Below are 24,395 nucleotides of genomic sequence, written 5' to 3' on the forward strand. Positions count from 1 at the left end.
CTGGGGGTCACTTGCCCGGGGTGGCACGTGTCGGTTCAGGGGGTCAGGCGAGGTCGCGGAGCCGGTCGGCGAGGATCGCGCCGATCTCGGCCAGCGGGCCCGGCCGGGTCAGGTCGTCGTGGGTGGCCTTGACGGGGTGGCTGTCGATGGAGCCCTCCAGGAACGGCGCCCACACCTGGGGTCCCGGCGCGTCCGCGGGCTTGCCGAGTTCGGCCTCGAAGAAGAGGACGTCGCCGACGTACATCCCGGGCACATGGCCGCGCGCGATCCGCGAGTTGTTCTCGAAGACCTCGTGGAGCGCGGCCACATGCCGTTCCTCCAGGGAGCCGAGCACTCCGTCCTGCTGCCGGAGGATCTCTGTGACGCGGGCGTACTCCAGCGGCTCCTCGCCGAGGCTCTCCCGGTCGTATCCGGCGAGTTCGAGCATCCCGGCGAGGAACTCCCGCTGGGACAGCACGTCGTCCATGGACTCCGCCCGCAGCCTCGGGAAGGAGTCGAGCATGGCGAGGAGGGCCACCTTCTCGCCCTCCCGCTGGAGCTGGTCGGCGATGGCGTGGGCCACGAGTCCGCCGAAGGACCAGCCGAGGAGCAGATACGGGCCGGTGGGCTGCACCGTACGCATCTGCTTGAGGTAGTCGGCGGCGATCTCCTGGACCGTCGTGGGCAGTTCACCGGGTTCGGCGATGCCCCGGGACTGGAGCCCGTAGATCGGGTGCTCGGGGCCGAGGTGGCGCATGAGCCCGGCGTACGACCAGCTGAACCCACTGGCGGGGTGCACACAGAACAGCGGCGGGCGGCTTCCCCCGCGGCGCAGCGGCAGCAGGACCTCGAACGCGCCCTGGGCGTCGTCCCCTTCGCCGCCCGCTCCGTCGAGCCGCTCCGCGAGTTCCGCCACGGTGGGTGCCTCGAACAGGGTACGGATGGCGATGTCCACGCCGAAGGTCGAGCGCACCCGGCCGATCAGGCGGGTGGCCAGCAGGGAGTGGCCGCCGAGGTCGAAGAAGCCGTCGTCGATGCTCACCCGGCGGGCCCCGAGGACTTCGGCGAACAACTCGCAGAGCAGTCGCTCCTGTTGGGTGCGCGGTGGCCGGCCGCCGGTGCCCGCTCCGAGGTCGGGGGCGGGCAGTGCCCCGCGGTCCAGTTTGCGGTTGGGCGTCAGCGGCAGTGCGTCGAGCGGGACGAACGCCGCCGGGACCATGTACTCGGGCAGGTCGGCGGCGACGTGCTGCCGCAGTACGGCGGTGGGCGGGAGTTCGGCGCCCTGCTCCGGGACTACATAGGCGACGAGGCGCTGATCGCCGGGGCGGTCCTCACGTACGATCACCGCGGCCCTGGCGACGGCCGGGTGGCGGTCGACGACGGCCTCGACCTCGCCGAGTTCGATCCGGAAGCCGCGCAGCTTCACCTGGTCGTCCACGCGCCGCAGGAAGAACAGCGTGCCGTCCGCGTTCCACCGCACCACGTCCCCCGTGCGGTACATCCGGGAGCCGGGCGCGCCGAACGGGTTGGGGACGAACCGCGCGGCCGTCATGTCCGGGCGGCCCAGGTAGCCGCGGGCCAGGCAGTCGCCCGCGACGTACAGCTCTCCCGGTGCCCCCTGCGGTACGAGCTGCAGACGGTCGTCGAGCACATAGAACTGGGTGTTCGCCATGGGGCCGCCGATGGGCAGCGGGCCCGGGGGGATCTCCTGGCCGGGCTCGATCCGGTACTCGCTGCAGTTCACCGTCGTCTCGGTGGGCCCGTACATGTTGAGGACGGTGGTGCCGGGGTGGTTCTGGCGCCATTCGTCGACGAGTTCGCCCAGCAGCAGTTCTCCTCCGAGCAGCAGCTCGGTGGCCGGCGAGAACTCCTGCGGCAGCGCGCCCAGGACCGGCAGATGGCTGGGGGTGGCCTTCAGGAAGGTGCACGGGCGCTGCTGGAGCGCCTCCGAGGTGCCGGGTTCGGGGTCCTGCAGATCGGCGACGACATGGACGGTGCCGCCCACGGTCAGCGGTACGTAGGTGGCGGTCACCGACAGGTCGAAGGAGATCGGCGAGTGCAGCAGGGCCGTTCCTCGGATGCCTTCGTAGTCGCCTCCGGCGAAGACGAGGTAGTCGGTGAGCGAGGTGTGCTGCACCACCACGCCCTTGGGCCGCCCGGTGGATCCCGAGGTGTAGATGATGTAGGCGGGGTTGGCGAGACGCAGCGGCGTCAGCCGGTCGGCGTCGGTGAGATCGGTGCCGGGGAGATCGGTGCCGGGGAGATCGGTGCCGGGGAGATCGGTGCCGGGGAGATCGGTGCCGGGGAGATCGGTGCCGGGGAGATCGGTGCCGGGGAAGCCCGTCGGATCTCCGTCGGTGCCGAGGTCGGTGCCGAGGTCGGTGCCGAAGTCGTCCAGCAGGATGCGCGGCGCCTCGATGTCCGGCAGTTCACCGGCCGTCGCGGCGTCGGTGAGCAGCAGGGCCGGGTCCGTGTCGGCCAGCATGAACGCGATCCGCTCGGCCGGGTACTCCGGGTCGACGGGCACATAGGCACCGCCCGCCTTGAGTACGGCGAGCAGGGCCACCACCAGGTGTGCCGACCTGGGGAGCGCGACCGCGACAAACCGCTCGGGCCCCACTCCGCGCCGTACGAGATACCGGGCGAGCCGGTTGGCGCGGGCGTTGAGTTCCGTGTACGAGATCTCCTCGCCGCGGAAGACCAGTGCGGGGGCGTCGGGGGTACGGGCGACCTGGGCCTGGAACAGGTCGGGAAGCGTCACCTTCGGCACCTCGGTGGCGGTGTCGTTCCAGGTCACCACCGTCCGCTCGCGCTCGGCGGCGTCGAGGAGGCCGATCGCGCCGATCGGCCGGTCGGGGTCGGTGACGGCCGCGTCGAGGAGCCGGACGAGCCGGGCGACGAGGGTGGCGACCGTGTCCGCGTCGAACAGGTCCGTGCGGTAGACGATCTGGCCCTCGATGCCCTGGCAGGCACCGTCCTCGGCCCGCCGGTCGCTGAGGCTGACCGACAGGTCGAACTTGGCGCCGCCGACGCCGAGGGGCTGCGCGGCCACGGTGAGGCCGGTCACCTCCTGGCCGACCTCGGTGGGGTTCTGGAAGGCCAATGCGATCTGGAAGAGCGGGTGCCGGGACAGCGACCGCGTCGGGTTGAGCACCTCGACCAGCCGCTCGAACGGCGTGTCCTGGTGGGCGTAGGCGGCGAGGTCGCTTTCGCGGACGCGGCCGAGCAGCTCACGGAACGTGGGGTTGCCCGAGGTGTCGGTGCGCAGTACGAGGGTGTTGACGAAGAAGCCGACCAGATCGTCCAGGGCCTCGTCGGTACGGCCGGCGATCGGGCTGCCCAGCGGGATGTCGTCGCCGGCGCCGAGCCGGGTCAGCAGCGCCGCGAGCGCGGACTGCACCACCATGAAGGCGCTCGCCCGGTTCTCCCTGGCGAGTCCGACCAGCCGCCGGTGCAGCTCCGGGCCGATGACGACGGGGACGGTGCCACCCTCCGTGCCGGCCACCGCGGGGCGGGGACGGTCGGTGGGCAGTTCCAGCTGGTCCGGCAGTCCGGCCAGTTGGCCGCGCCAGAAGTCCAGTTGCCGGGAGATCGGGCTGTCCGGATCCGACTCCGCGCCGAGCACCTCGCGCTGCCACAGGCTGTAGTCGGCGTACTGCACCCGCAGCGGGGTCCAGCGCGGGGCGGAGCCCGCACACCGCGCCTCGTAGGCGGCGGCGAGGTCGCGGGCGAGCGGCGCCGCGGAGGCTCCGTCGCTCGCGATGTGGTGCATGACGAGCAGCAGGCAGTGCTCATCCGCGCGCAGGGCGAACAGGCGGGCGCGCAGGGGCAGTTCGCGGGCGAGGTCGAATCCCTTCGCCGCTTCGGCGGTCAGCCGCTCCGCGAGGACCGCCTCCTCGGTCTCCGTGACCGGGAGTTCGGGCCTCGCCGCCTCGGCGTCCACGATCCGCTGGTGGGCGCTGCCGTCCGCGTCGGGACCGGCGGTCTCGGGGAATACGGTGCGCAGGCTCTCGTGGCGCCCGACGACATCGCCGAGTGCCTCGCGCAGTGCGTCACGGTTCAGTTCACCGGTGAGGCGCAGGGCGAGCGGCACGTTGTAGGCGGCGCTGTCCCCGTCGAACCTGTTGAGGAACCACAGCCTGCGCTGGGCGAACGACAGCGGAACCCGCTCGGGCCGCTCCACCGGGGCGGGAGCCCGCCTGCCGGAGCCGGAGACTCCGAGCGAGGCGGCGAGACCGGCGACCGTGGGGGTCTCGAAGAGGGCCCGTACCTGGAGTTCGACGCCGAAGGCCGACCGGATCCTGTTCACCAGGCGGGTGGCGAGGAGTGAGTGGCCGCCCAGGTCGAAGAAGTTGTCGTCGGGGCCCACCCGCGGCAGACCGAGGACCTCGGCGAAGACATCGCACAGGATCTCCTCCTGCGGGGTGCGTGGCGCACGCCCGGGGGCTCCCGTCCCGGAGTTCGCGAAGTCCGGGGCGGGCAGGGCCTTGCGGTCCACCTTGCCGTTGGGGGTGAGCGGCAGTGCGCCCTCCATCAGGACGAGCGCCGCGGGCACCATCGCCTCCGGCAGCGCGCCCGCCAGCCGTGCGCGGACCTCGCGGGGATCCACCGCGCCGACGACATGGCCGACGAGCCGGCTCTGCCCCGCGGGGTCGGTGCCGACGGTGACCACGGCGTCGGTCACTCCGGGGACGGCGCGCAGGGCGGCCTCGACTTCGCCGAGTTCGATGCGCTGTCCGCGGATCTTGACCTGGTGGTCCTGCCTGCCGAGGAACTCCAGCTGTCCGTCGGGCAGATGACGTACCCGGTCGCCGGTGCGGTACAGCCTGCTGCCCGGCTCGTCGGCGGCGGCGAACGGGTCGGGGACGAAGGCGACGGCGGTACGCCGGGGGTCGCCGAGGTAGCCGAGGCCGACGCCGACGCCGCCCACGTACAGCTCGCCCGGTACGCCGACCGGGACGGGCCGCAGCCGGTCGTCGAGGACATAGAGCCGGGTGTTGCGGATGGTGGAGCCGATCGGCACCCGGACGCCGCCGAGCGGGGTCGCGCTGTCGATGACGGCGTGGGTGACGTCGTCGGAGCACTCCGTCGGGCCGTAGGCGTTCACCAGGGGAATGCCCGGGTAGCGCGCGAACCAGCGGGTGCAGAGGTCCGGCGGCAGCGCCTCGCCCGTCACCATCAGCCAGCGCAGCTGGGGCAGTTCGAAGGGTTCGGCACCCGCGTCCCACGCGTCCAGGGCGGTCCGCAGCAGGGAGGGGACGACTTCGAGCACGGTGATGCGCTCGTCGGCGACCCGGCCGAACAGGGCCTGCGGGTCGAGGGCGGTGTCGTCCCCGACCAGTCGCACCCGGCCGCCCGCGACCAGGCCGGTCAGCATCTGCCACACGGAGATGTCGAAGGTCAGCGGGGCGTTGGCCACCACGCTGTCGTCCTGCGTCATCGCGAGGTCCTCGACCTTCGCGAGGAGGTGGTTGACCATGCCGCGCCGCTGGACCATCGCGCCCTTGGGGCGGCCCGTGGAGCCCGAGGTGAAGATCACGTAGGCGAGGTGTTCCGGGCCGCCGGCCAGGGGCAGCAGCTCGCCGTCGTCGGTGTCGTCGGTGAGGAGCAGGATCTCGACGGGGCCGTCGGCCGCCGCCGCCAGTTCGGTGGCCCGGTCGAGGTGTTCGGGGGCGGCCAGCAGCCGGCGGGCGCCGCTGTCGGTGAGCATGCCCGCGCTGCGGGCCAGCGGGGCACGGGGGTCGAGCGGCACATAGGCCGCGCCGATCCCGAGCACGCCGAGCACCGCGGCGGGTACCCGGGCCGTGCGGTCGGACAGGATCGCCACGATGGAGCCCTCGCCCGCACCTCCGGCGAGCAGTCGGCGTGACAGGGCGCTCGCACGGGCGGCCAGCGTCGCGTAGCTGGTGTCGCCGGTGTCGTCCACGAGGGCGATGTCCCGCGGGCGCAGCGCCGCGATCTCCCGTACCCGTTCCACGACTCCGGTGATGCCGTCGTCGCGTGCGGTGCTGTTCCAGTCGTGCAGCAGTTGCCCGCGCTCGGCCGGGTCGAGGATGTCGAACTGTCCGACGCGGCGGTCGGGTTCGGCGACAGCGGCTTCGAGGAGCCGGACCAAGCAGCCCAGCAGCCGCTGTGCCGTGGTCCGGTCGAAGAGATCGGTGCTGTAGTCGAACCGGCCGTCCAGGCCGTCCGGTTCGCCGGGGTCGCCGGCGCGTCCGTAGCGCTCGGTGAGGTCGAAGGACAGGTCGAACTGGGCCGCGTGGGCACTCGCCGTCTCGACCGTGACATCGAGTCCCGGCAGGGCGAGATCCGCCTGGGTGTTGTTCTGCAGGACGAGCATCACCTGGAACAGCGGGTTGCGGGACATCGAGCGGGCCGGGTTGAGCACCTCGACGAGCCGCTCGAACGGCGTGTCCTGGTGGGCGTAGGCGGCGAGGTCCGTGTCCCGTACGCGGCCGAGCAGTTCCCGGAAGGTCGGATCGCCCGAGGTGTCGGTGCGCAGTACGAGGGTGTTGACGAAGAAGCCGACCAGATCGTCCAGGGCCTCGTCGGTGCGGCCGGCGATCGGGCTGCCCAGCGGGATGTCGTCGCCGGCGCCGAGCCGGGTCAGCAGCGCCGCGAGCGCGGACTGCACCACCATGAACAGGCTGGCCCCGTTGTCCCGTACGAGCCCCAGGAGCCCCTGGTGCAGCTCGGGGTCGAGCCGGAAGAGCAGGGTGCCGCCCTCGTAACCGGCGACAGCGGGCCGTGACCGGTCCGACGGGAGTTCCAGTTCGTCGGGGAGCCCGGCGAGGGTGGTGGTCCAGAAGTCGAGCTGACGGGAGAGCGGGCTGTCCGGATCCGACTCCGCGCCGAGCACCTCGCGCTGCCAGATGCTGTAGTCGGCGTACTGCACGGGCAGCGGGTCCTGCTGCGGGGCCTCGCCGCGCAGCCGGGCGGTGTAGGCCACCGAGAAGTCACGGGCGAGGGGGTTCATCGACCATCCGTCGCCCGCGATGTGGTGCAGGACGAGGAGCAGTACGTAGTCGTCGGGAGCGATCTCGAAGACGTCGGCCCGCAGCGGCGGGTCCACGGCCAGGTCGAATCCGGGCTGCACCGCCAGCAGCATCGCGCCCGGGAGTTGCTCCTCCGCGAGGGAGGTCACCGTGACGGCCGGGGTGGCCTCGGAAGCGTCGAGCACCACCTGGTGCGGTGTTCCTCCGGTCTCCCGGAAGACGGTACGCAGGGACTCGTGCCGCTCGACCACATCGCCGAGGGCCGCCCGCAGGGCCGCCAGGTCCAGCCGCCCGCGCAGCCGCAGCGCGATCGGGATCTTGTACGGGGAGGCCGCGCCCTCCAGGCGGTTGAGGAACCACAGGCGGTGCTGGCCGTAGGACATCGGGACGAGTTCGGGGCGGTGCGCGGGGTGCGGCGCGGTACGGGCCCGTCCGGCTCCGGCGATGGATTCGACGAGCCTGGCGGGGGTGGGCGCCTCGAACAGGCTGCGGACCGCGAGCTCCACTCCGAACGCGGACCGCAGCCGGCTGACCAGCCGGGTGGCCAGCAGCGAGTGGCCGCCCAGGTCGAAGAAGCTGTCGTCGATACCCACCTCGGGAAGCCCGAGGACCTCGGCGAACACCTCGCAGAGCATGCGCTCCTCGGGCGTGCGCGGTGCGCGGCGGGTGGAGGCGGCGGCGTAGTCCGGGGCGGGCAGGGCCTTGCGGTCGAGCTTGCCGTTGGCGGTGACGGGCAGGGAGTCGAGCGCGACGAAGGCCGCCGGGACCATGTACTCGGGGAGTGCGGCGCCCGCGTGGTCGCGCAGGGCGGAGGCATCCGGGGCATCGGTACGGATCTCGGCCACCGTGTAGGCGACCAGGCGCTTGTCCCCCGGCCGGTCCTCCCGGACGATCACCGCGACCTGGGCGAGGCCGGGGTGGCGGGCGAGCACCGCCTCGATCTCCCCCAGCTCGATCCGGAAGCCGCGGACCTTGACCTGTTCGTCGGCGCGGCCGACGAATTCGAGCACACCGTCACCGGTCCACCGCACCAGGTCTCCGGTGCGGTACATCCGCGCGCCGGCGGGCCCGAACGGGTCCGCGACGAACCGCTCCGCGGTGAGCCCCGGCCGGTCGATATAGCCGCGGGCGAGACCCGCGCCCGCGATGTACAGCTCGCCCGCGACGCCGGGCAGGGTGAGAGCGAGGCCGTCGTCCAGGACGTAGAGCCGCATGTTGTCCAGCGGCGTGCCGATCGGGACGGTGCCGGGGACGGTGTCCTCGGCGCGCATCAGGTGGTGCGTGGCGAAGGTGGTGGTCTCGGTGGGACCGTAGCCGTCACCGACGACGGTGGACGGGCAGGCGTCGAGCACCCTGCGGACCATGGGCGCGGGGACGACGTCGCCTCCCGACCAGACCTCGCGGACCCCCGCGAAGCACTCGGGCCGTTCCTCGGCGAGGATCCGGAACAGGCCCGCCGTCAGCCAGAGTCCGGTGACATGCCGCTCCACGACGACCCGGGCGAGATCGTGGACGTCCAGTTCGCCGGGGGGCGCCACGACGAGCTGTCCGCCGCGCAGGAGCGGCACCCACAGCTCGTAGGTGGAGGCGTCGAACGCCTGCGGCGAGTGCAGCAGCACCCGTTCGTGGTTCCCGGTGTCCCAGCACCCGTCGAAGGCGAGGCTCAGTACGTCGTGGTGGGTGACGGCGACGCCCTTGGGCGTGCCGGTCGAGCCCGAGGTGTACATGACGTAGGCGAGCTGTTCGTGGTGGCTGTCGACGCCGGGATCCGTGCCGGGCTCATGGGCCAGCGCGGGGTCGTCGTCGATGACCAGCAGCCGGGCGTCGTGCGGGAAGCCGCGGGCGTCGTCGAGCGTGGCCAGATCGGTGAGCAGCACGGTGGCGCCGGTCTGCGCCACGATCAGCTGGAGTCGGGTCCGCGGATAACGGGCGTCGAGCGGTACGTAGGCGCCGCCCGCCTTGAGTACGGCGAGGATGGAGGCGACCAGCCCGACGGAACGTTCCTGCAAGATCGCTACCCGGCTCTCCGGACCCACGCCGTCGGCGATCAGCCGGTGCGCCAGCCGGTTGGCGAGCACGTCGAGCTCGCGGTAGGTGACCTGCCGGCCGTCCCAGCCGCACAGCGCGACCGCGTCCGGAGTACGGGCGACCTGCTCCGTGAAGCGCCGCTGGACGGACCCGGCCGTCTCGGGGGCGGGGCGTACGGCACCGTTCCACTCCGTCAGCAGCCGGGTGCGCTCCTCACGGTTGAGCACATCGATCCGACCGACCTGCCGGTTCGGATCCACGGTGACAAGTTCCAGCAGCCGCAGCAGCCGGTCCCCGATCCCTTCGACGGCGTCGCGGTCGAGTGCGTCCGGCCGGTAGTGCAGCCGCAGTCCCAGGGCGCGGCCGGGGAGCGCGACGAGGGTCAGCGGATAGTGGGTGGCATCGCGTCCGTCGATCCCGAGGACGTTCAGACCGGTGCCGGGCAGCTCCATCGTGGCGGGATCGAGCGGGTAGTTCTCGAACACGTTCAGGGTGTCGAACAGTTCACCGGTACCGGTGATGCCCTGGATGTCGGTGAGTCCGACGTGCTGGTACTCGGTCAGCCTGGCCTGCTGGTCCTGCATCCGGGTGAGCAGCGACGCCAGCGACTCCTCGGGGCGCAGCTCGACACGGACCGGCAGGGTGTTGATGAACAGCCCCACCATCGACTCGATGCCCGCGATCTCGGGCGGCCTGCCGGAGACCGTGGTGCCGAACACGACGTCCTGGCGCCCGGTGAGGCGGCCGAGCAGGACCGCCCACGCGCCCTGGACAAGGGTGTTCGCGGTCAGTCCGAGGCCGCGAGCCCGCTCCGTGAGCGCGACGGTGAGCGTCTCCGTCAGATCGACGGTGACCGTCTGAGGCACCGCCGGGGCGCGGCCGGGGCCGACGGGCGCGAGCAGGGTGGGCTCCGCACCGTCCAGCGCCTGCTTCCACGCCTCGTGCGCGGCGCTCTGGTCCTGGTCCGAGAGCCAGGCCAGATACTCCCGGTAGGGGGTGACGCGCGGCAGCTCCGCGTCGCTTCCCTGTCGGGCGTACAGCGTGAACAGTTCCCGCGCGAGCAGCGGCGTGGACCAGCCGTCCAGCAGGATGTGATGGTTCGTCAGCACCAGCCGGTGGCGGTCGCCGGCGAGCCGGATCACGGTGAAGCGGAGCAGTGGGGGCGCGGTCAGGTCGAAGCGGCGTGCACGGTCCTCGGTGAGCAGCCGCTCCATCTCCTCGTCCCGCTCCGCGGCCGCCGTGCCGGACAGGTCGTGCTCATACCACGGCAGCGGGACCTCACGGGGCACGAACTGGACGGGTTCGGACAGTCCGTGGTGCCAGAATCCTGCCCGCAGGTTGGCGTGCCGCCCCAGCAGGACCCGCGCGGCCCGCTTGAGGGCGTCGGTGTCCAGGGGGCCTTCGACGTCGAGCAGCAGCTGCACGGTGTAGACGTCCGCCGCCCCCTCGTCGTAGAGGGCGTGGAAGAACAGGCCCTTCTGCAGGGACGACAGCGGCAGCAGGTCGGCCAGGCCGGGGCGGGCCTGTTCCACGGTGTCGATCTCGGCCTGGGTGAGGGAGACCAGCGGGAGGTCGGACGGGGTGTGTCCGCCGGCTGTCGGTGCCGCGGCGTGGGCCGCGAGGACGTCGAGGGCGCGGAACCAGGTCTCGGCCAGGTCCTGGGCGTCCTGTTCGGAGAGCAGGTCGCCGGGCCAGGACAGGGTCGCGGTCAGCCGCGGTCCATCGGTGTGGTCCTGGGTCAGCGCGTTGATCTCAAGGGCGTGCGGGACCGGCATGTCCGGGTCGATGCCACCGCCGAGGCCGTCGGCCTCCGGGGCCACGGCCCAGTCCCCGTTCTCCTTGGGGGCGGCGGGGAAGCGTCCGAGGTAGTTGAAGCCGATCTGCGGGGTACGGAGACCGGCGAGCGCGGGTCCCGTCTGCGGGTTGAGGTAGCGCAGCAGCCCGTAGCCGATGCCGTTGTCGGGCAGGGCCCGCAGCTGCTCCTTGATCTCCTTGAGAGCCCGGCCGGCCTCGGGGCCACCGGCCCACACATCGGCCCAGTCGCGCACCCGCGGGTCGAGGCGGACGGGGTGCAGATCGGTGAACCAGCCGACGGTACGGGACAGATCGCTGCCGCCGACGACGTCGTCCCGGCCGTGGCCTTCGAGGTCGACGAGGAGCGGGGCCGCCTCGCCGTCGTTCCCGCGTCGGCGCCAGTCCGCGACGGCCAGCGCCAGGCCCGTCAGCAGGACGTCGTTGACGCCTCCGTGGAAGGCGGCGGGCACGGTCGTCAGCAGGGGTTCCGTGCGCTCGGGCGGCAAGGTGAGGCTGACGTGCCGGACGGTCCCGACGGTGTCCCGCGTCCTGTCCAGGGCCCGGCCGCCGAGCACCGGGTCGGGAGCGTCGAGGATGGACGCCCACAGCGGCAGCTCTTCCAGCCGGGCGGGGTGCTGTGCCAGGGCGGTGAGCTGCTCGGCCCAGCGGCGCAACGAGGTGCCCACCGGCTCCAGTTCGGCCCGCGTACCCTCCATCGCGGCCTGGCAGGCGGCGGCCAGGTCCGGCAGCAGAATCCGCCAGGAGACGCCGTCGACGAGCAGGTGGTGCAGGACGAGCAGCAGCCGGCCGGAGTCGTGCGGTCCCGCGTCGAACCACACGGCCCGCACCATGGCGCCCGCTTCGGGGGACAGCCGCGCCTGCTCGGTGCCCCCGCGCCCGGCCACCACACAGCGCAGTGCCGCACCGCGCAGACCGGTCGCGTCCACCCGTGTCAGGCATCCGGCGGCGTCGAGCGCGCCGCGCGGCGCCACTTCGAGACCCCACACGATTCCTCCGGCGCGGGTGAGTCGCAGCCTCAGGGCGTCGTGGTGGTCGAGTACGGCCTGCAGCCCCTTGGTGAGCTGTTCCTCGTCGAGCCCGGCCGGGGTACGGATCAGCATCGACTGGTGGAAGCTGTCGACGGGGCCGCCGCGTTCGCGCAGCCAGTGCACGATCGGGGTGAGCGGGACCACGCCGATGCCGGAGTCGTCGGGGGTCCGCTTCGCGGACCGCTCCACGGGGGCGGCCAGGGCGGCGAGCGCCGCCACCGTCCGGTGCTGGAAGACATCGCGCGGGGTGAACGCCAGGCCCGCTTTACGTGCCCGGCTGACCAGTTGGATGGAGACGATGCTGTCGCCGCCCAGGTCGAAGAAGCTGTCGTCCACTCCGACGCGCGGCAGACCCAGCACATCCGCGAAGACCTCGCACAGGGCCTCCTCCCGCGGGTTGCCGGGGCCACGCCCCGTCGTCACCGTTCCGTAGTCGGGGGCGGGAAGTGCCTTACGGTCCAGCTTTCCGTTCGGCGTGAGCGGGAGCGCGGACAGCGCGACGAACGCCGCCGGAACCATGTACTCCGGCAGCGCGGCGCCCACATGCTCACGCAGCACGGCCTGATCCGCGTCCCCGACCACGTAGGCCACCAGACGCTTGACACCCGGCTGGTCCTCACGCGCGATCACCGCGACCTGGTCCACCCGGGAGTGCCGGGCCAGCACCGTCTCGATCTCGCCCAACTCGACCCGGAATCCCCGGATCTTGACCTGCTCGTCGGCCCGGCCGACGTATTCGAGTTCGCCGTCCGCGCGCCACCGCACCACGTCGCCCGTGCGGTACATCCGGGTGCCCGGGGCGCCGAAGGGGTGGGCGACGAACCGCCCCGCGGTCAGCCCGGGACGTCGCAGATAGCCGCGGGCCAGGCCTTCGCCCGCGATGTAGAGCTCACCCGCGACACCGACGGGTACGGGCCGCAGCCCCGCGTCCAGCACCAGCACCTGGGTGTTGAACACCGGCCGGCCGATCGACGGTGTCCGCGCGCCCGCCAGCGGTCCGCTCATCGTGGCGGCGACGGTCGATTCGGTCGGGCCGTAGGCGTTGACCATGCGGCGGCCGGCCGACCAGCGGGCCACCAGGTCCGCGGAGCAGGCGTCACCGCCGACGATCAGGGAGCTGAAGCCGGGCAGCGCGGTCGTCGTCGGCACGCTGGCGAGGGCGGCGGGCGGGATGAGGGCGTGGCTCACCCGCTGCCCGGCCAGGACGTCGGCGAGGGCCTCCCCGGCCAGCGGGCCGGGCGGGGGGACGACAAGGGCGGCCCCGGCGGTCAGGGCCATGCCGAGTTCGAGGACGGCCGCGTCGAAGCTCGGGGAGGCGAACTGCAATACCCGGCTGTCCGGTTCGACGGCGAATCCCTCGACGGCCGCCGCGCAGAAGCTGGGCAGACCGGCGTGCGAGACCACGACGCCCTTGGGGGTGCCGGTCGAGCCGGAGGTGTAGATCACATACGCCGGGTGCGGCAGCCGCAGCGGGGTCGTGCGGTCGGCGTCGGTCGGGTTCGTGTCCGGGAACCCGGCCAGCAGGCCGGCCGTCCCGGGGCCGTCGAGGACCAGGACCTCTCGTGAGGACGCGGCATCGGGGGCTGTGGTCTGCGGAGCGTCGGCTTCGGTGGTGATCACGAGTTCCGGCCGGGCGTCACCGAGCATGAACCGGATCCGCTCGGCCGGGTAGTCGGGGTCGACCGGCAGGTAGGCGGCTCCGGACTTGAGCACCGCCAGCGCCGCCACGACCGCGTCCACGGAGCGCGGCAGGGCGAGAGCGACGATGTGCTCGGGGCCGATGCCGCGACGGATGAGCAGATGCGCGAGCCGGTTGGCGCGGGCGCCGAGTTCCGCGTAGGACAGCGCGCCGCCGTCGAACACCACGGCGTCGTTCCCGGGAGTGCCGGCGGTCTGGGCCTCGATCAGCTCGGTGAGGCTGGCCGACGGGACCTCGCGCCCGGTGGCGTTCCACTCGACGAGCACCCGCTCGCGCTCGGCCGAATCGAGCACGTCGATCGTCGCGACGGGCTGGTCCGGCGCGGTGACCGCGGTCTCCAGGAGCCGCACCAGACGGTCCGTCAGCTGCGCTGCGGCGTCGGGTCCGACGAGGTCGGGCCGGTGGTCCAACCGCAGGGTGAGCCGGTCGCCGGGAATCACCGCGAGGGTGACGGGGTAGTGCGTCGCGTCGTCGACCTCGACGCCGCCGATCCGCACGCCGGTGCCGGGCAGTTCGAGTCCCCCGGGGTCCAGGGGGTAGTTCTCGAAGACGGTCAGGGTGTCGAACAGCTCCCCGACCCCGACCAGTCGCTGCACATCGCGCAGACCGAGATGCTGGTGCTCCATCAGCCGCGACTGCTCGTCCTGGAGCCTGGTGAGCAGCTGGACGAAGGACTCCTCGGGACGCAACTCGACCCGCACAGGCAGGGTGTTGATGAACAGCCCCACCATGGTCTCCACACCGGGGATCTCCGGCGGACGGCCCGAGACCGTGGCGCCGAAGACGACATCCTGTCGTCCGGTGTGCCGGCCGAGCAGCACCGCCCAGACACCCTGAACCAGCGTGTTCAGGGTCAGGCCCCGGGCTCGCGCGAACTGCCCGAGCGACGCGGTCAGTTCGGTCGGCAGCTCCCGTATCACCCGCTGTGGAGTCGCCGCGTCGTGCTCCCCGCCCACGGCCGCGGGGGCCAGCAGCGTCGGCTCGGTCACCCCTGCGAGGGCCTGCTCCCAGGCCGCCCGCGCCGCGTCGCTGTCCCGGCCGGCGAGCCAGCCCAGATAGTCGCGGTACGGGGTGACGCGCGGCAGTTCGCCTTCGGCGCCGCCGCTCGCGTAGAGCGCGAACAGCTCCTGCGCCAGCAGCGGCATCGACCAGCCGTCCAACAGGATGTGATGGTTCGTCATGACGAGGCGGTAGCGGTCGTCGGCCAGTCGTACGAGGACGAACCGCACGAGCGGCGGCGTCGCCAGATCGAACCGGCGGGCCTTCTCGTCCTCCAGGATCCGGGCGAGCCCGGCCGTCTGCTCGTCCTCGCCGAGACCGCTCAGATCCCGTACGTCCCAAGGCAGTTCCACGGTACGCCGGATGACCTGCACGGCCTCGCCGGTCTTGCGCCGGCGGAATCCGGCGCGCAGATTGGCGTGCCGGCGCAGCAGGACCTCCGCCGCCGTGCGCAGAGCGTCCGCGTCCACCCGTCCGACCAGTTCGAAGACGAACCGCATGGTGTACACGTCGGGTGTCTGGTCGTCGTAGACCGCGTGGAAGAGAAGCCCTTCCTGCAAGGGCGACAGAGGCAGAATGTCTTCAACCGTGGACTGGCTCACTTCGACATCTCCCACTCGGTTCCGGGTTCCAGCTCGTCTTCGAATGCGTCGATCTCGTCCTGGGTGAGCGAGACCAAGGTCAGATCCGACGGGGTGTGCCCGCCGGCTCCCGGCCGTTCGGCGTGGGTGACCAGGGCGTCCAGGGCGCGGAACCAGGTCCCGGCCAGGTCACGTATGTCGTCCTCGGAGAAAAGCCCCGCGGGCCAGGTCCATGTCACGCCGAGCTGTGCGCCCTCGGGTCCGACCCGGGTCAGCGCGTTGATCTCGACGGCGTGCGGGACGGGCATCGCGTCATCGGCCCCGCCGCCGAGCCCGTCCGCTTCCGGCGCCGCCGCCCAGTCGGCCCCGGTGCCGGCTTCCAGCCGGCCGAGGTAGTTGAAGCCGATCTGCGGGGTCGGCAGGGCGGCGAGTACCGGCGCGGTCGCGGGGTTGAGGTGGCGGAGCAGGCCGTAGCCCATGCCGTTGTCGGGCAGGGCCCGCAGCTGCTCCTTGACGAGCTTCAGCACCCGTCCGGCCTCGGGACCGCCGGCCCACACCTCGCCCCAGTCCGGCGTCCCCGGATCCAGCCGTACGGGATACAGGCTGGTGAACCAGCCGACGGTACGGGAGAGATCGGCGCCCCCGACGATGTCCTCCCGGCCGTGGCCTTCGAGGTCGACCAGCAACGCGGCCGTGTCCCCACGGTTCCTGCGGCGCCGCCAGTCGGCGACGGCCAGCGCCAGCGCCGTCAGCAGGACGTCGTTGACACCGCCGTGGAAAGCCGCGGGCACCGTGGTCAGCAACGGCCGCGTACGGTCGGGCGCCAGGGTGAGGGTGAGGTGCCGCACGGTGCCGGCGGTGTCGCGCGACGGATCCAGGGGGCGGAGGCCCAGCAAGGGATCCGGTCGTTCGAGGATGCTCGTCCAGAGGGGGAGTTCTTCGAGGCGGGCGGGGTCCTGGGCGAGGTCGGTGAGCTGCTCGGCCCAGCGCCGCAACGACGTGCCGACCGGCTCCAGTTCCTGCCCCGCGACAGCGGCGGCCAGGTCGGGCAGCAGGATCCGCCACGAGACACCGTCGACCACCAGATGATGCAGGACGAGCAGCAGCCGTCCCGGTTCGGCGGGGCCGGCGTCGAACCACACCGCGCGCACCATCTCACCGGCGTCCGGCCGCAACGGCTCGTCCGTCAGCGCGTCCGCGCTCTCTACACGTGTCACCACCGAGGCGGCGTCCACCGCGCCGCGCGGCATGGTCTCCAGCTCCCACTCGCCGCCCGTACGCCGCAACCGCAGCCGCAACGCGTCGTGATGGTCGAGGACCGTCCGCAGCCCCGCCGTCAACCGCTCCCACGTCAGCCCGGCAGGAGTCCGCACCACCATCGACTGGTGGAACCCGTCGACAGGGCCACCGCGTTCCCGCAGCCAGTGCACGATCGGCGTCAGCGGCAGCGCGCCGATGCCGTAGTCGGGCGGCTCCACGGCGGTCTCCTGGACCTCGCCGGCGACGGCGGCGAGTGCGGCGACGGTGCGGCACTGGAACACATCGCGCGGGGTGAACACCAGGCCCGCCTTACGCGCCCGGCTGACCAGCTGGATGGAGACGATGCTGTCGCCGCCCAGGTCGAAGAAACTGTCGTCCACTCCGACCCGGGACAGGCCGAGTACGTCGGCGAACACCGCGCACAGGGCCTCCTCCCGCACGCTGCCCGGACCACGGCCCGTCACCACCGTTCCGTAGTCGGGCGCGGGAAGTGCCTTACGGTCCAGCTTTCCGTTGGGCGTGAGCGGAAGCGCGGACAACTCGACGAAAGCCGCCGGAACCATGTACTCCGGCAGCGCGGCGCCCACATGCTCACGCAGCACATCAGCATCCGCGTCCCCGACCACGTAGGCCACCAGACGCTTGACACCCGGCTGATCCTCACGCGCGATCACCGCGACCTGGTCCACCCGCGCATGCCCGGCGAGAACCGCCTCGATCTCACCCAACTCGATCCGGAACCCCCGGATCTTCACCTGCTCGTCCGCCCGGCCCAGATACTCCAGATTCCCGTCCGCACGCCACCGCACCACATCACCCGTGCGATACATCCGCGCACCCGGAACACCGAACGGATCAGCGACAAACCGCTCCCCCGTCAACCCCGGACGACGCACATACCCCCGGGCGAGCTGGACACCGGCCAGATACAGTTCCCCGGCCACGCCCACCGGCACCGGCCGCAGTCGTGAATCCAGCACCAGTACCCGGGTGTTCCACACCGGGGCGCCGATCGGCACCGGCCCGGTGGGGTCGTGCGCCGCGCACTCCCATGACGTCACGTCCACGGATGCCTCGGTGGGCCCGTACAGGTTGTGCAGCGGGACGTCCAGCGTCTCGAAGAACTTCGCGCGCAGTTCGCCGGGCAGCGCCTCGCCGCTGCACACCACTCGGCGCAGGCTGACGCAGTCCGCCGCCGTGGGCTCGGTGAGGAAGACCTGGAGCATCGACGGGACGAAGTGCAGTGTGGTGACGCGTTCTTCGCGGATCAGCCGGGCGAGATACGCCGGGTCCTTGTGGCCCTCGGGGCGGGCGACCACCAGTGTGGCGCCTTCGACGAGCGGCCAGAAGAACTCCCACACCGAGACGTCGAATCCGGACGGTGTCTTCTGCAACACCCGGTCGGAGGCGTCGAGGCCGTACCTTCCCTGCATCCAGCGCAGCCGGTTGACGATTCCCTCGTGCGGGACGAGGACGCCCTTGGGCTTGCCCGTGGAGCCCGAGGTGTAGATGACGTAGGCCGTGTTGAGGACACCGAGGGGCGCGAGCCGGTCGGCGTCGGTGAGATCGGTGTCGGAGTAGGCACCCAGAGCCGTCTCGGTCCGGGGGTCGTCCAGGACGAGCCGGTCCGTCCCGTCGGTGGGGGGCAGTACGGCGTCCACGTCACGCGTCGTGAGCACGAGCGCGGGGCGGGTGTTGTCGAGGATGTACCGGATCCGCTCGGCGGGATAGTCGGGGTCGACCGGCACGTACGCCGCCCCGGACTTCAGCACCGCCAGCAGCGCGACGATCAGCTCCTGGGAGCGCGGCAGAGCGAGGGCGACGTATCCCTCGGGTCCGGCGCCCCGTTCGACGAGCAGCCGCGCCAAACGGTTGGCGCGGGCCGCGAGTTCGGCGTAGGACAGCTCACTGCCCTCGAAGACGACCGCCGTGGCCCGCGGGGTGCGGGCGGCCTGTGTCTCGATCAGCTCGGTGAGGGTGACGGACGGTACGGAGTGAGCGGTCGCGTTCCACTCGACGAGTACCCGCTCGCGCTCCGCCTCGTCCAGGACGTCGATCTCCCCGACCGGCCGGTCGGGGGTGGCGGCGACGGCTTCGAGGAGCCGGCCGAGCCGGGCCCCGATGCTCTCGGCCGTCTCGGCGGTCAGCAGATCGGGCCGGTAGCCGAGGCGCAGGCCGAGCCGCGGTCCGGGAACCACCACCAGGGTGAGGGGGTAGTGCGTGGCATCGTCGGCGTCGGCGTCCGTGACCCGCAGCCGGGTGCCGGAGACATCCAGCAGGCTCGGGTCGAGAGGGTAGTTCTCGAAGACGGTCAGCGTGTCGAAGAGTTCCCCGGCACCGGTCAGCCGCTGGATGTCACGCAGTCCGACGTGCTGGTGTTCCATCAGCCCGGACTGCTGTTCCTGGAGCCGGGTGAGCAGCTGCGCCAGGGTCTCGTCCTGCCGCAACTCCACCCGCACCGGGAGGGTGTTGATGAACAGCCCCACCATCGACTCGATGCCGGCGATCTCGGGGGGCCGTCCGGACACCGTGGCGCCGAAGACGACATCCTCACGGCCGGTGAGCCGGGCGAGCAGCACGGCCCAGGCGCCCTGGACGACGGTGTTCATGGTGAGCCCGAGGTTCCGGGCCCGGTCGCCGAGCGCGGTGGTGAGCTCGGGTGACAGCTCCAGCGCGACCCGTTCGGGCGGGAGGGCCCCGCGGTCGCCACCGGTCGGGGCCAGCAGGGTGGGCTCCTCGACTCCGGCGAGGGCGTTCCGCCATGCCTGCTCGGCGGCTTCGTTGTCCCGGCCCGCGAGCCAGGTCAGATAGTCACGGTACGGGGTGGGGTGGGGCAGCCCGGTGTCGTCGCCTCCCCGTGCGTACAGCGCGAACAGCTCCTGCGCCAGCAGCGGCATCGACCAGCCGTCCAGCAGGATGTGATGGACCGTCATGACCAGGCGGAACCGGTCGTCGGCGAGCTGTACGAGGACGAACCGCACGAGCGGCGGCGCGGCGAGATCGAACCGGCGGCCCCGCTCCTCGTCGGCGATCCGGGTGAGCCGCTCCGGCTGCTCGTCCGCGTCGAGGCCGCGGAGATCCTTGGTGTCCCAGTCGAGTTCCACCTCGTGGTGGACGACCTGGACCGCTCTGCTCACCTGTTCGTGCCGGAATCCGCTGCGCAGGTTGGGGTGCCTGCGGAGCAGTGTTTCCGCCGCCGAGCGCAGGGCCTTCACGTCGAGTGCGCCCTCCATGCCCAGGAAGAGCTGCACGGTGTAGACATCGGCGGCTTCCTCGTCGAACAGGGCGTGGAACAGCAGCCCTTCCTGCATCGGCGACAGCGGCAGGATGTCCTCCAGCGGGGGGCAGGACCGCTCCAGGAGTTCGATCTCGTCCTGCTCCAGGGGAACCAGGGGGAGGTCGGAGGGGGTGCGTCCGCCTGCTCCCGGCCGTTCGGCGTGGGCGGCGAGTGCGTCCAGGGCGCGGAACCAGGTCTCGGCCAGGTCCTGGATGTCGTCCTCGGAGAAGAGCGCCTCCGGCCAGGTCCATGTCGCGCTGAGCTGTGCGCCTTCGGGCGAGTCATGGGTCAGCGCGTCGACTTCGAGGGCGTGGACGAACGGCATGCCGTCGTCGGCGCCGCCGGACGCGCTCTCCACGGCCCAGTCGGTTCCGGTGCCGGTTTCCAGGCGGCCGAGGTAGTTGAAGCCGATCTGCGGGGTCGGCAGGGCGGCGAGTACGGGCGCGGTCGCGGGGTTGAGGTGGCGGAGCAGGCCGTAGCCGATGCCGTTGTCGGGCAGGGCTCGCAGCTGTTCCTTGACGAGCTTCAGCGCCCGCCCCATGTCGTCCCAGTCCGGCGTCCCCGGATCCAGTCGTACGGGATACAGGCTGGTGAACCAGCCGACGGTACGGGAGAGATCGGCGCCGCCGACGATGTCCTCGCGGCCGTGGCCTTCGAGGTCGACCAGCAACGAGGCCGTGTCCCCACGGTTCCTGCGGCGCCGCCAGTCGGCGACGGCCAGCGCCAGCGCCGTCAGCAGGACGTCGTTGACACCGCCGTGGAAAGCGGCGGGCACCGTGGTCAGCAACGGCCGCGTACGGTCGGACGGCAGAGTCAGTCTGAGGTGCCGCTGCGTGGCGCCGGTGTCACGTGAAGGCAGCAGGGGCCGGCGGGACAGAAGGGCCTCGGGTCGTTCGAGGATGCTCGTCCAGAGGGGGAGTTCTTCGAGGCGGGCGGGGTCCTGGGCGAGGTCGGTGAGCTGCTCGGCCCAGCGCCTCAACGACGTGCCGACCGGCTCCAGTTCCTGCCCCGCGACAGCGGCGGCCAGGTCCGGCAGCAGGATCCGCCACGAGACACCGTCAACCACCAGATGATGCAGCGCCACCAACAACCGACCGGATTCGGCGGGGCCGGCGTCGAACCACACCGCGCGCACCATCTCACCGGCGTCCGGCCGCAACGGCTCGTCGGTCAGCGCGTCCGCGCTCTCGACACGTGTCACCACCGAGGCGGCGTCCACCGCGCCGCGCGGCATGGTCTCCAGCTCCCACTCACCGCCCGTACGCCGCAACCGCAGCCGCAACGCGTCGTGATGGTCGAGGACCGTCCGCAGCCCCGCCGTCAACCGCTCCCACGTCAGCCCGGCGGGCGTCCGCACCACCATCGACTGGTGGAACCCCTCGACAGAACCACCGCGCTCGCGCAGCCAGTGCACGATCGGCGTCAGCGCGACCGGGCCCACCCCGTCGTCGGAGGCCTGCGCCCGCGTCTCCTCCGCCTGAACGGCGACGGCGGCGAGTGCGGCGACGGTGCGGCACTGGAACACATCGCGCGGGGTGAACACCAGGCCCGCCTTACGCGCCCGGCTGACCAGCTGGATGGAGACGATGCTGTCACCGCCCAGATCGAAGAAGCTGTCCTCCACTCCGACCCGCGGCAGACCCAGCACGTCCGCGAAGACCTCGCACAGCACCTCCTCCCGCGCACTGCCCGGACCACGGCCCGTCACCACCGCACCGAACTCCGGAGCCGGCAACGCCCTGCGGTCCAGCTTCCCGTTCGACGTCACCGGCAGCCCGTCCAACGCCACGAACGCCGCCGGAACCATGTACTCCGGCAGCGCGGCGCCCACATGCTCACGCAGCACATCAGCATCCGCGTCCCCGACCACGTAGGCCACCAGACGCTTGACACCCGGCTGGTCCTCACGCGCGATCACCGCGACCTGGTCCACCCGCGCATGCCCGGCGAGAACCGCCTCGATCTCACCCAACTCGATCCGGAACCCCCGGATCTTCACCTGCTCGTCCGCCCGGCCCAGATACTCCAGATTCCCGTCCGCACGCCACCGCACCACATCACCCGTGCGATACATCCGCGCACCCGGAACACCGAACGGATCAGCGACAAACCGCTCCCCCGTCAACCCCGGACGACGCACATACCCACGGGCCAGGCCCGCGCCCGCGATGTACAGCTCACCGGCCACCCCCACCGGTGCCGGGCGCAGCCCCGAATCCAGCACGTACACACGTGTGTTGGACACCGGACGGCCGATCGGCGGCGTCCGGTCGTCGTCCACGTCGTCGTCGCCGTACCAGGCCGTCGCGTAGACGGTGGCCTCCGTCGGACCGTAGATGTTGGCGACGCGGCAGCCCGGTACGGCGGCGCGGATGTCGGCGACCGCGTGCGCCGAGAGTGCCTCGCCCGCCAGGACCACGGTCTCCGCGGACGCCTTCGCCCCGCCGTGCGCCAGGACCTGCGCGATCGCCGACGGCACCGCGCTGATCAGGCTGCCCGACCAGCCACCGTCGGCCCGTTCGGTGAGCGCGAGCAGGTCGCGGACCACCTCGATGCTGCCGCCGCAGCACAGCGGTCCGAACATCTCGAAGACGGAGACGTCGAAGTTGAGCGAGGTGGACGCCAGGACGCGTCGCAGCTGTCGCGGCCCGATGGTGCCGGCCGCCCACGAGGCGAGGTCGACGGCGCTCGCCTGGGACACCACAACGCCCTTGGGCCTGCCGGTCGAGCCCGAGGTGTAGATGACGTACGCGGGGTGCAGGAGCCGCAGCGCGGCGGTGCGGTCGGCGTCGGAGGGGTTGGTGACCGGCTGTACGGCGAGCAGTTCGGCCGTCCGCGGGTCGTCGAGGAGCAGACATTCCCTGCCGGACTCGGTCACCGTGGTCCCCGCCACCGTGAGTACGAGCGTGGGACGGGAGTCGTCGAGCATGAACCCGATCCGGTCCGCCGGGTAGCCGGGGTCGACGGGAAGGTAGGCGGCCCCGGATTTGAGGATCGCGAGCAGCGCCACCATCATCGCGTCGGAACGGGGTACCGAGAGCGCGACAACGGTCTCGGGGCCCGCGCCTCGTTCGATCAGCAGATGGGCGAGCCGGTTGGCACGGGTGTTCAGCTCGGCGTAGGCCAGCTCACGGTCCTCGAAGACCACCGCCGTGGCCCGCGGGGTGCGGGCGGCCTGTGCCTCGAACAGCGCGGGCAGGGTGCCGGACGGTACGGGGTGAGCGGTGGCGTTCCACTCCACGAGCACTTGCTCGCGCTCGGCGGGCCGGAGGAGTTCCAGAGCGCCGACCGGCTCGTCGAGTCCGGCTCGGACGATGCCGCCGAGGACATCGAGGAATCGCCGCTGGTGCGCCGCGAGTTCTTCGGAGCCGTACAGATCCGGGTTGGCGTCCAGGTCGATCCTCAGGCCGCCGCCCCGGCCCTGCCCGGAGCCCGCGCGGCCGTCCACGACGAGCGACAGATCGTCGACCGGGCCGCCGCCGAGGTTGTGCACGGTGGTGCGGTGACCGGCGAACCGCAGGTCGTAGTCGACCATGACGATATTGATGTGCGGGCCGACCAAGCGGTGTTCGTCGCCGGAGAGTTCGAGGTCCCGCCGCAGGTCCTCGAAGCGGTACCGCTGGTGCTTCAGCGCGAGGTGCAGCTCCTTGGACGCCTGCCGGACGAGTTCCCCGACGGTCGTGCCCGGGTGCACTTCCAGCCGGAACGGCAGCACGTTCGACATCATGCCGGGGACGGTGCGGGTCGCCATCGCCCCGCGTGCGACGACGGGGAGGCCGAGAACGACATCCCGGTTGCCCGTCATCCGGTGCATGTACGCGGCGAGCGCGGCGACCGCGACGGCGGGCCAGCTGACGTCCGCGTCGCGTGCCGTACCGCGGAGCCCGTCCAGTACCCCTTCGTCCAGGAACGCGGTCCGCCGCTCCAGATACCGGGGCAGGCTCGGCCGGCGGTCGGCGAGGCTGCTGGGGGCGGGCAGATCGGCGAAGCGGGCCGTCCAGTGCGCGCGGTCGCGTACGAACCGGTCGGAGGCCCGGTAGGCGGCCTCGTCCTCGATCAGCTCCCGCAGGGATCCGAACGTCGGCTCCGGGCAGGGCTGCCTCGCCGCCAGAGCGGTGTAGAGCGCGGCGACGCGCCCGCCGACGAGGGAGAGGGCGAGGCCGTCCATGACGATGTGGTGGTAGCGCTGGTACCAGAACCAGTGGTCGTCCGCCGCCTTGAACAGCGCGAACGCGAACAGCGGGCCGCGTGTCGGATCGACCGCCCGGCGCGCCTCGGCCCGCATCCACTCCTCGGCGCTCGCCCGCGGATCGTCCTCGCCACTGACGTCGAGGAGGTCCATGTCCCAGTCGCCGAGCTCCTCGACGATCTGGTGCGGCCTGCCGTCCTCCTCCACGACCCGGATCCGCAGCGTCTCGGCCTCGGCGACGGTGCGTCGCAGCACGCTCTCGAACAGTGCCGGGTCGATCTCACCGTGGATCTCGATGTATTCGGCAATGTTGAAGATGGGGTTCGTCGGCTCAAGGCGCTGGGAAAGCCAGATACCGGACTGCGCGGCCGTAAGGGGCAGACGAGCAATCTGATAACCGGTCATGGTTCATCCGTTCTCGGTCGGGCATTTATGTGTCGATGAAGAATCGAATGCGGCCGGGAAAGTCACCGGCATTACGAACTCAGGAGCCATTACATCCGCCACGGGTTAACACCGGAGAAACCTGTTGGATCTTCGGGATG

The 24,395-nt window shown here is 71.8% G+C and carries 2 protein-coding genes; both read right to left on the reverse strand.

The window, feature by feature from the left end; genetic code table 11:
• Positions 1-43 precede the first annotated feature (43 nt).
• Positions 44-15,145, reverse strand: a complete 15,102-nt coding sequence (locus ACIQD6_RS09755; protein ID WP_401880233.1) for an amino acid adenylation domain-containing protein — start codon at positions 15,143-15,145, stop codon at positions 44-46.
• Complete coding sequence (locus tag ACIQD6_RS09760; protein WP_401880235.1) at positions 15,142-24,255, reverse strand: amino acid adenylation domain-containing protein; 9,114 nt, start codon at positions 24,253-24,255, stop codon at positions 15,142-15,144. Before ACIQD6_RS09760 ends, ACIQD6_RS09755 begins: the two co-directional genes overlap by 4 nt.
• Between the last annotated feature and the right edge of the window lie 140 nt (positions 24,256-24,395).

It is taken from the genome of Streptomyces sp. NPDC088400 (genome assembly GCF_044753355.1).
Taxonomy (GTDB): domain Bacteria; phylum Actinomycetota; class Actinomycetes; order Streptomycetales; family Streptomycetaceae; genus Streptomyces.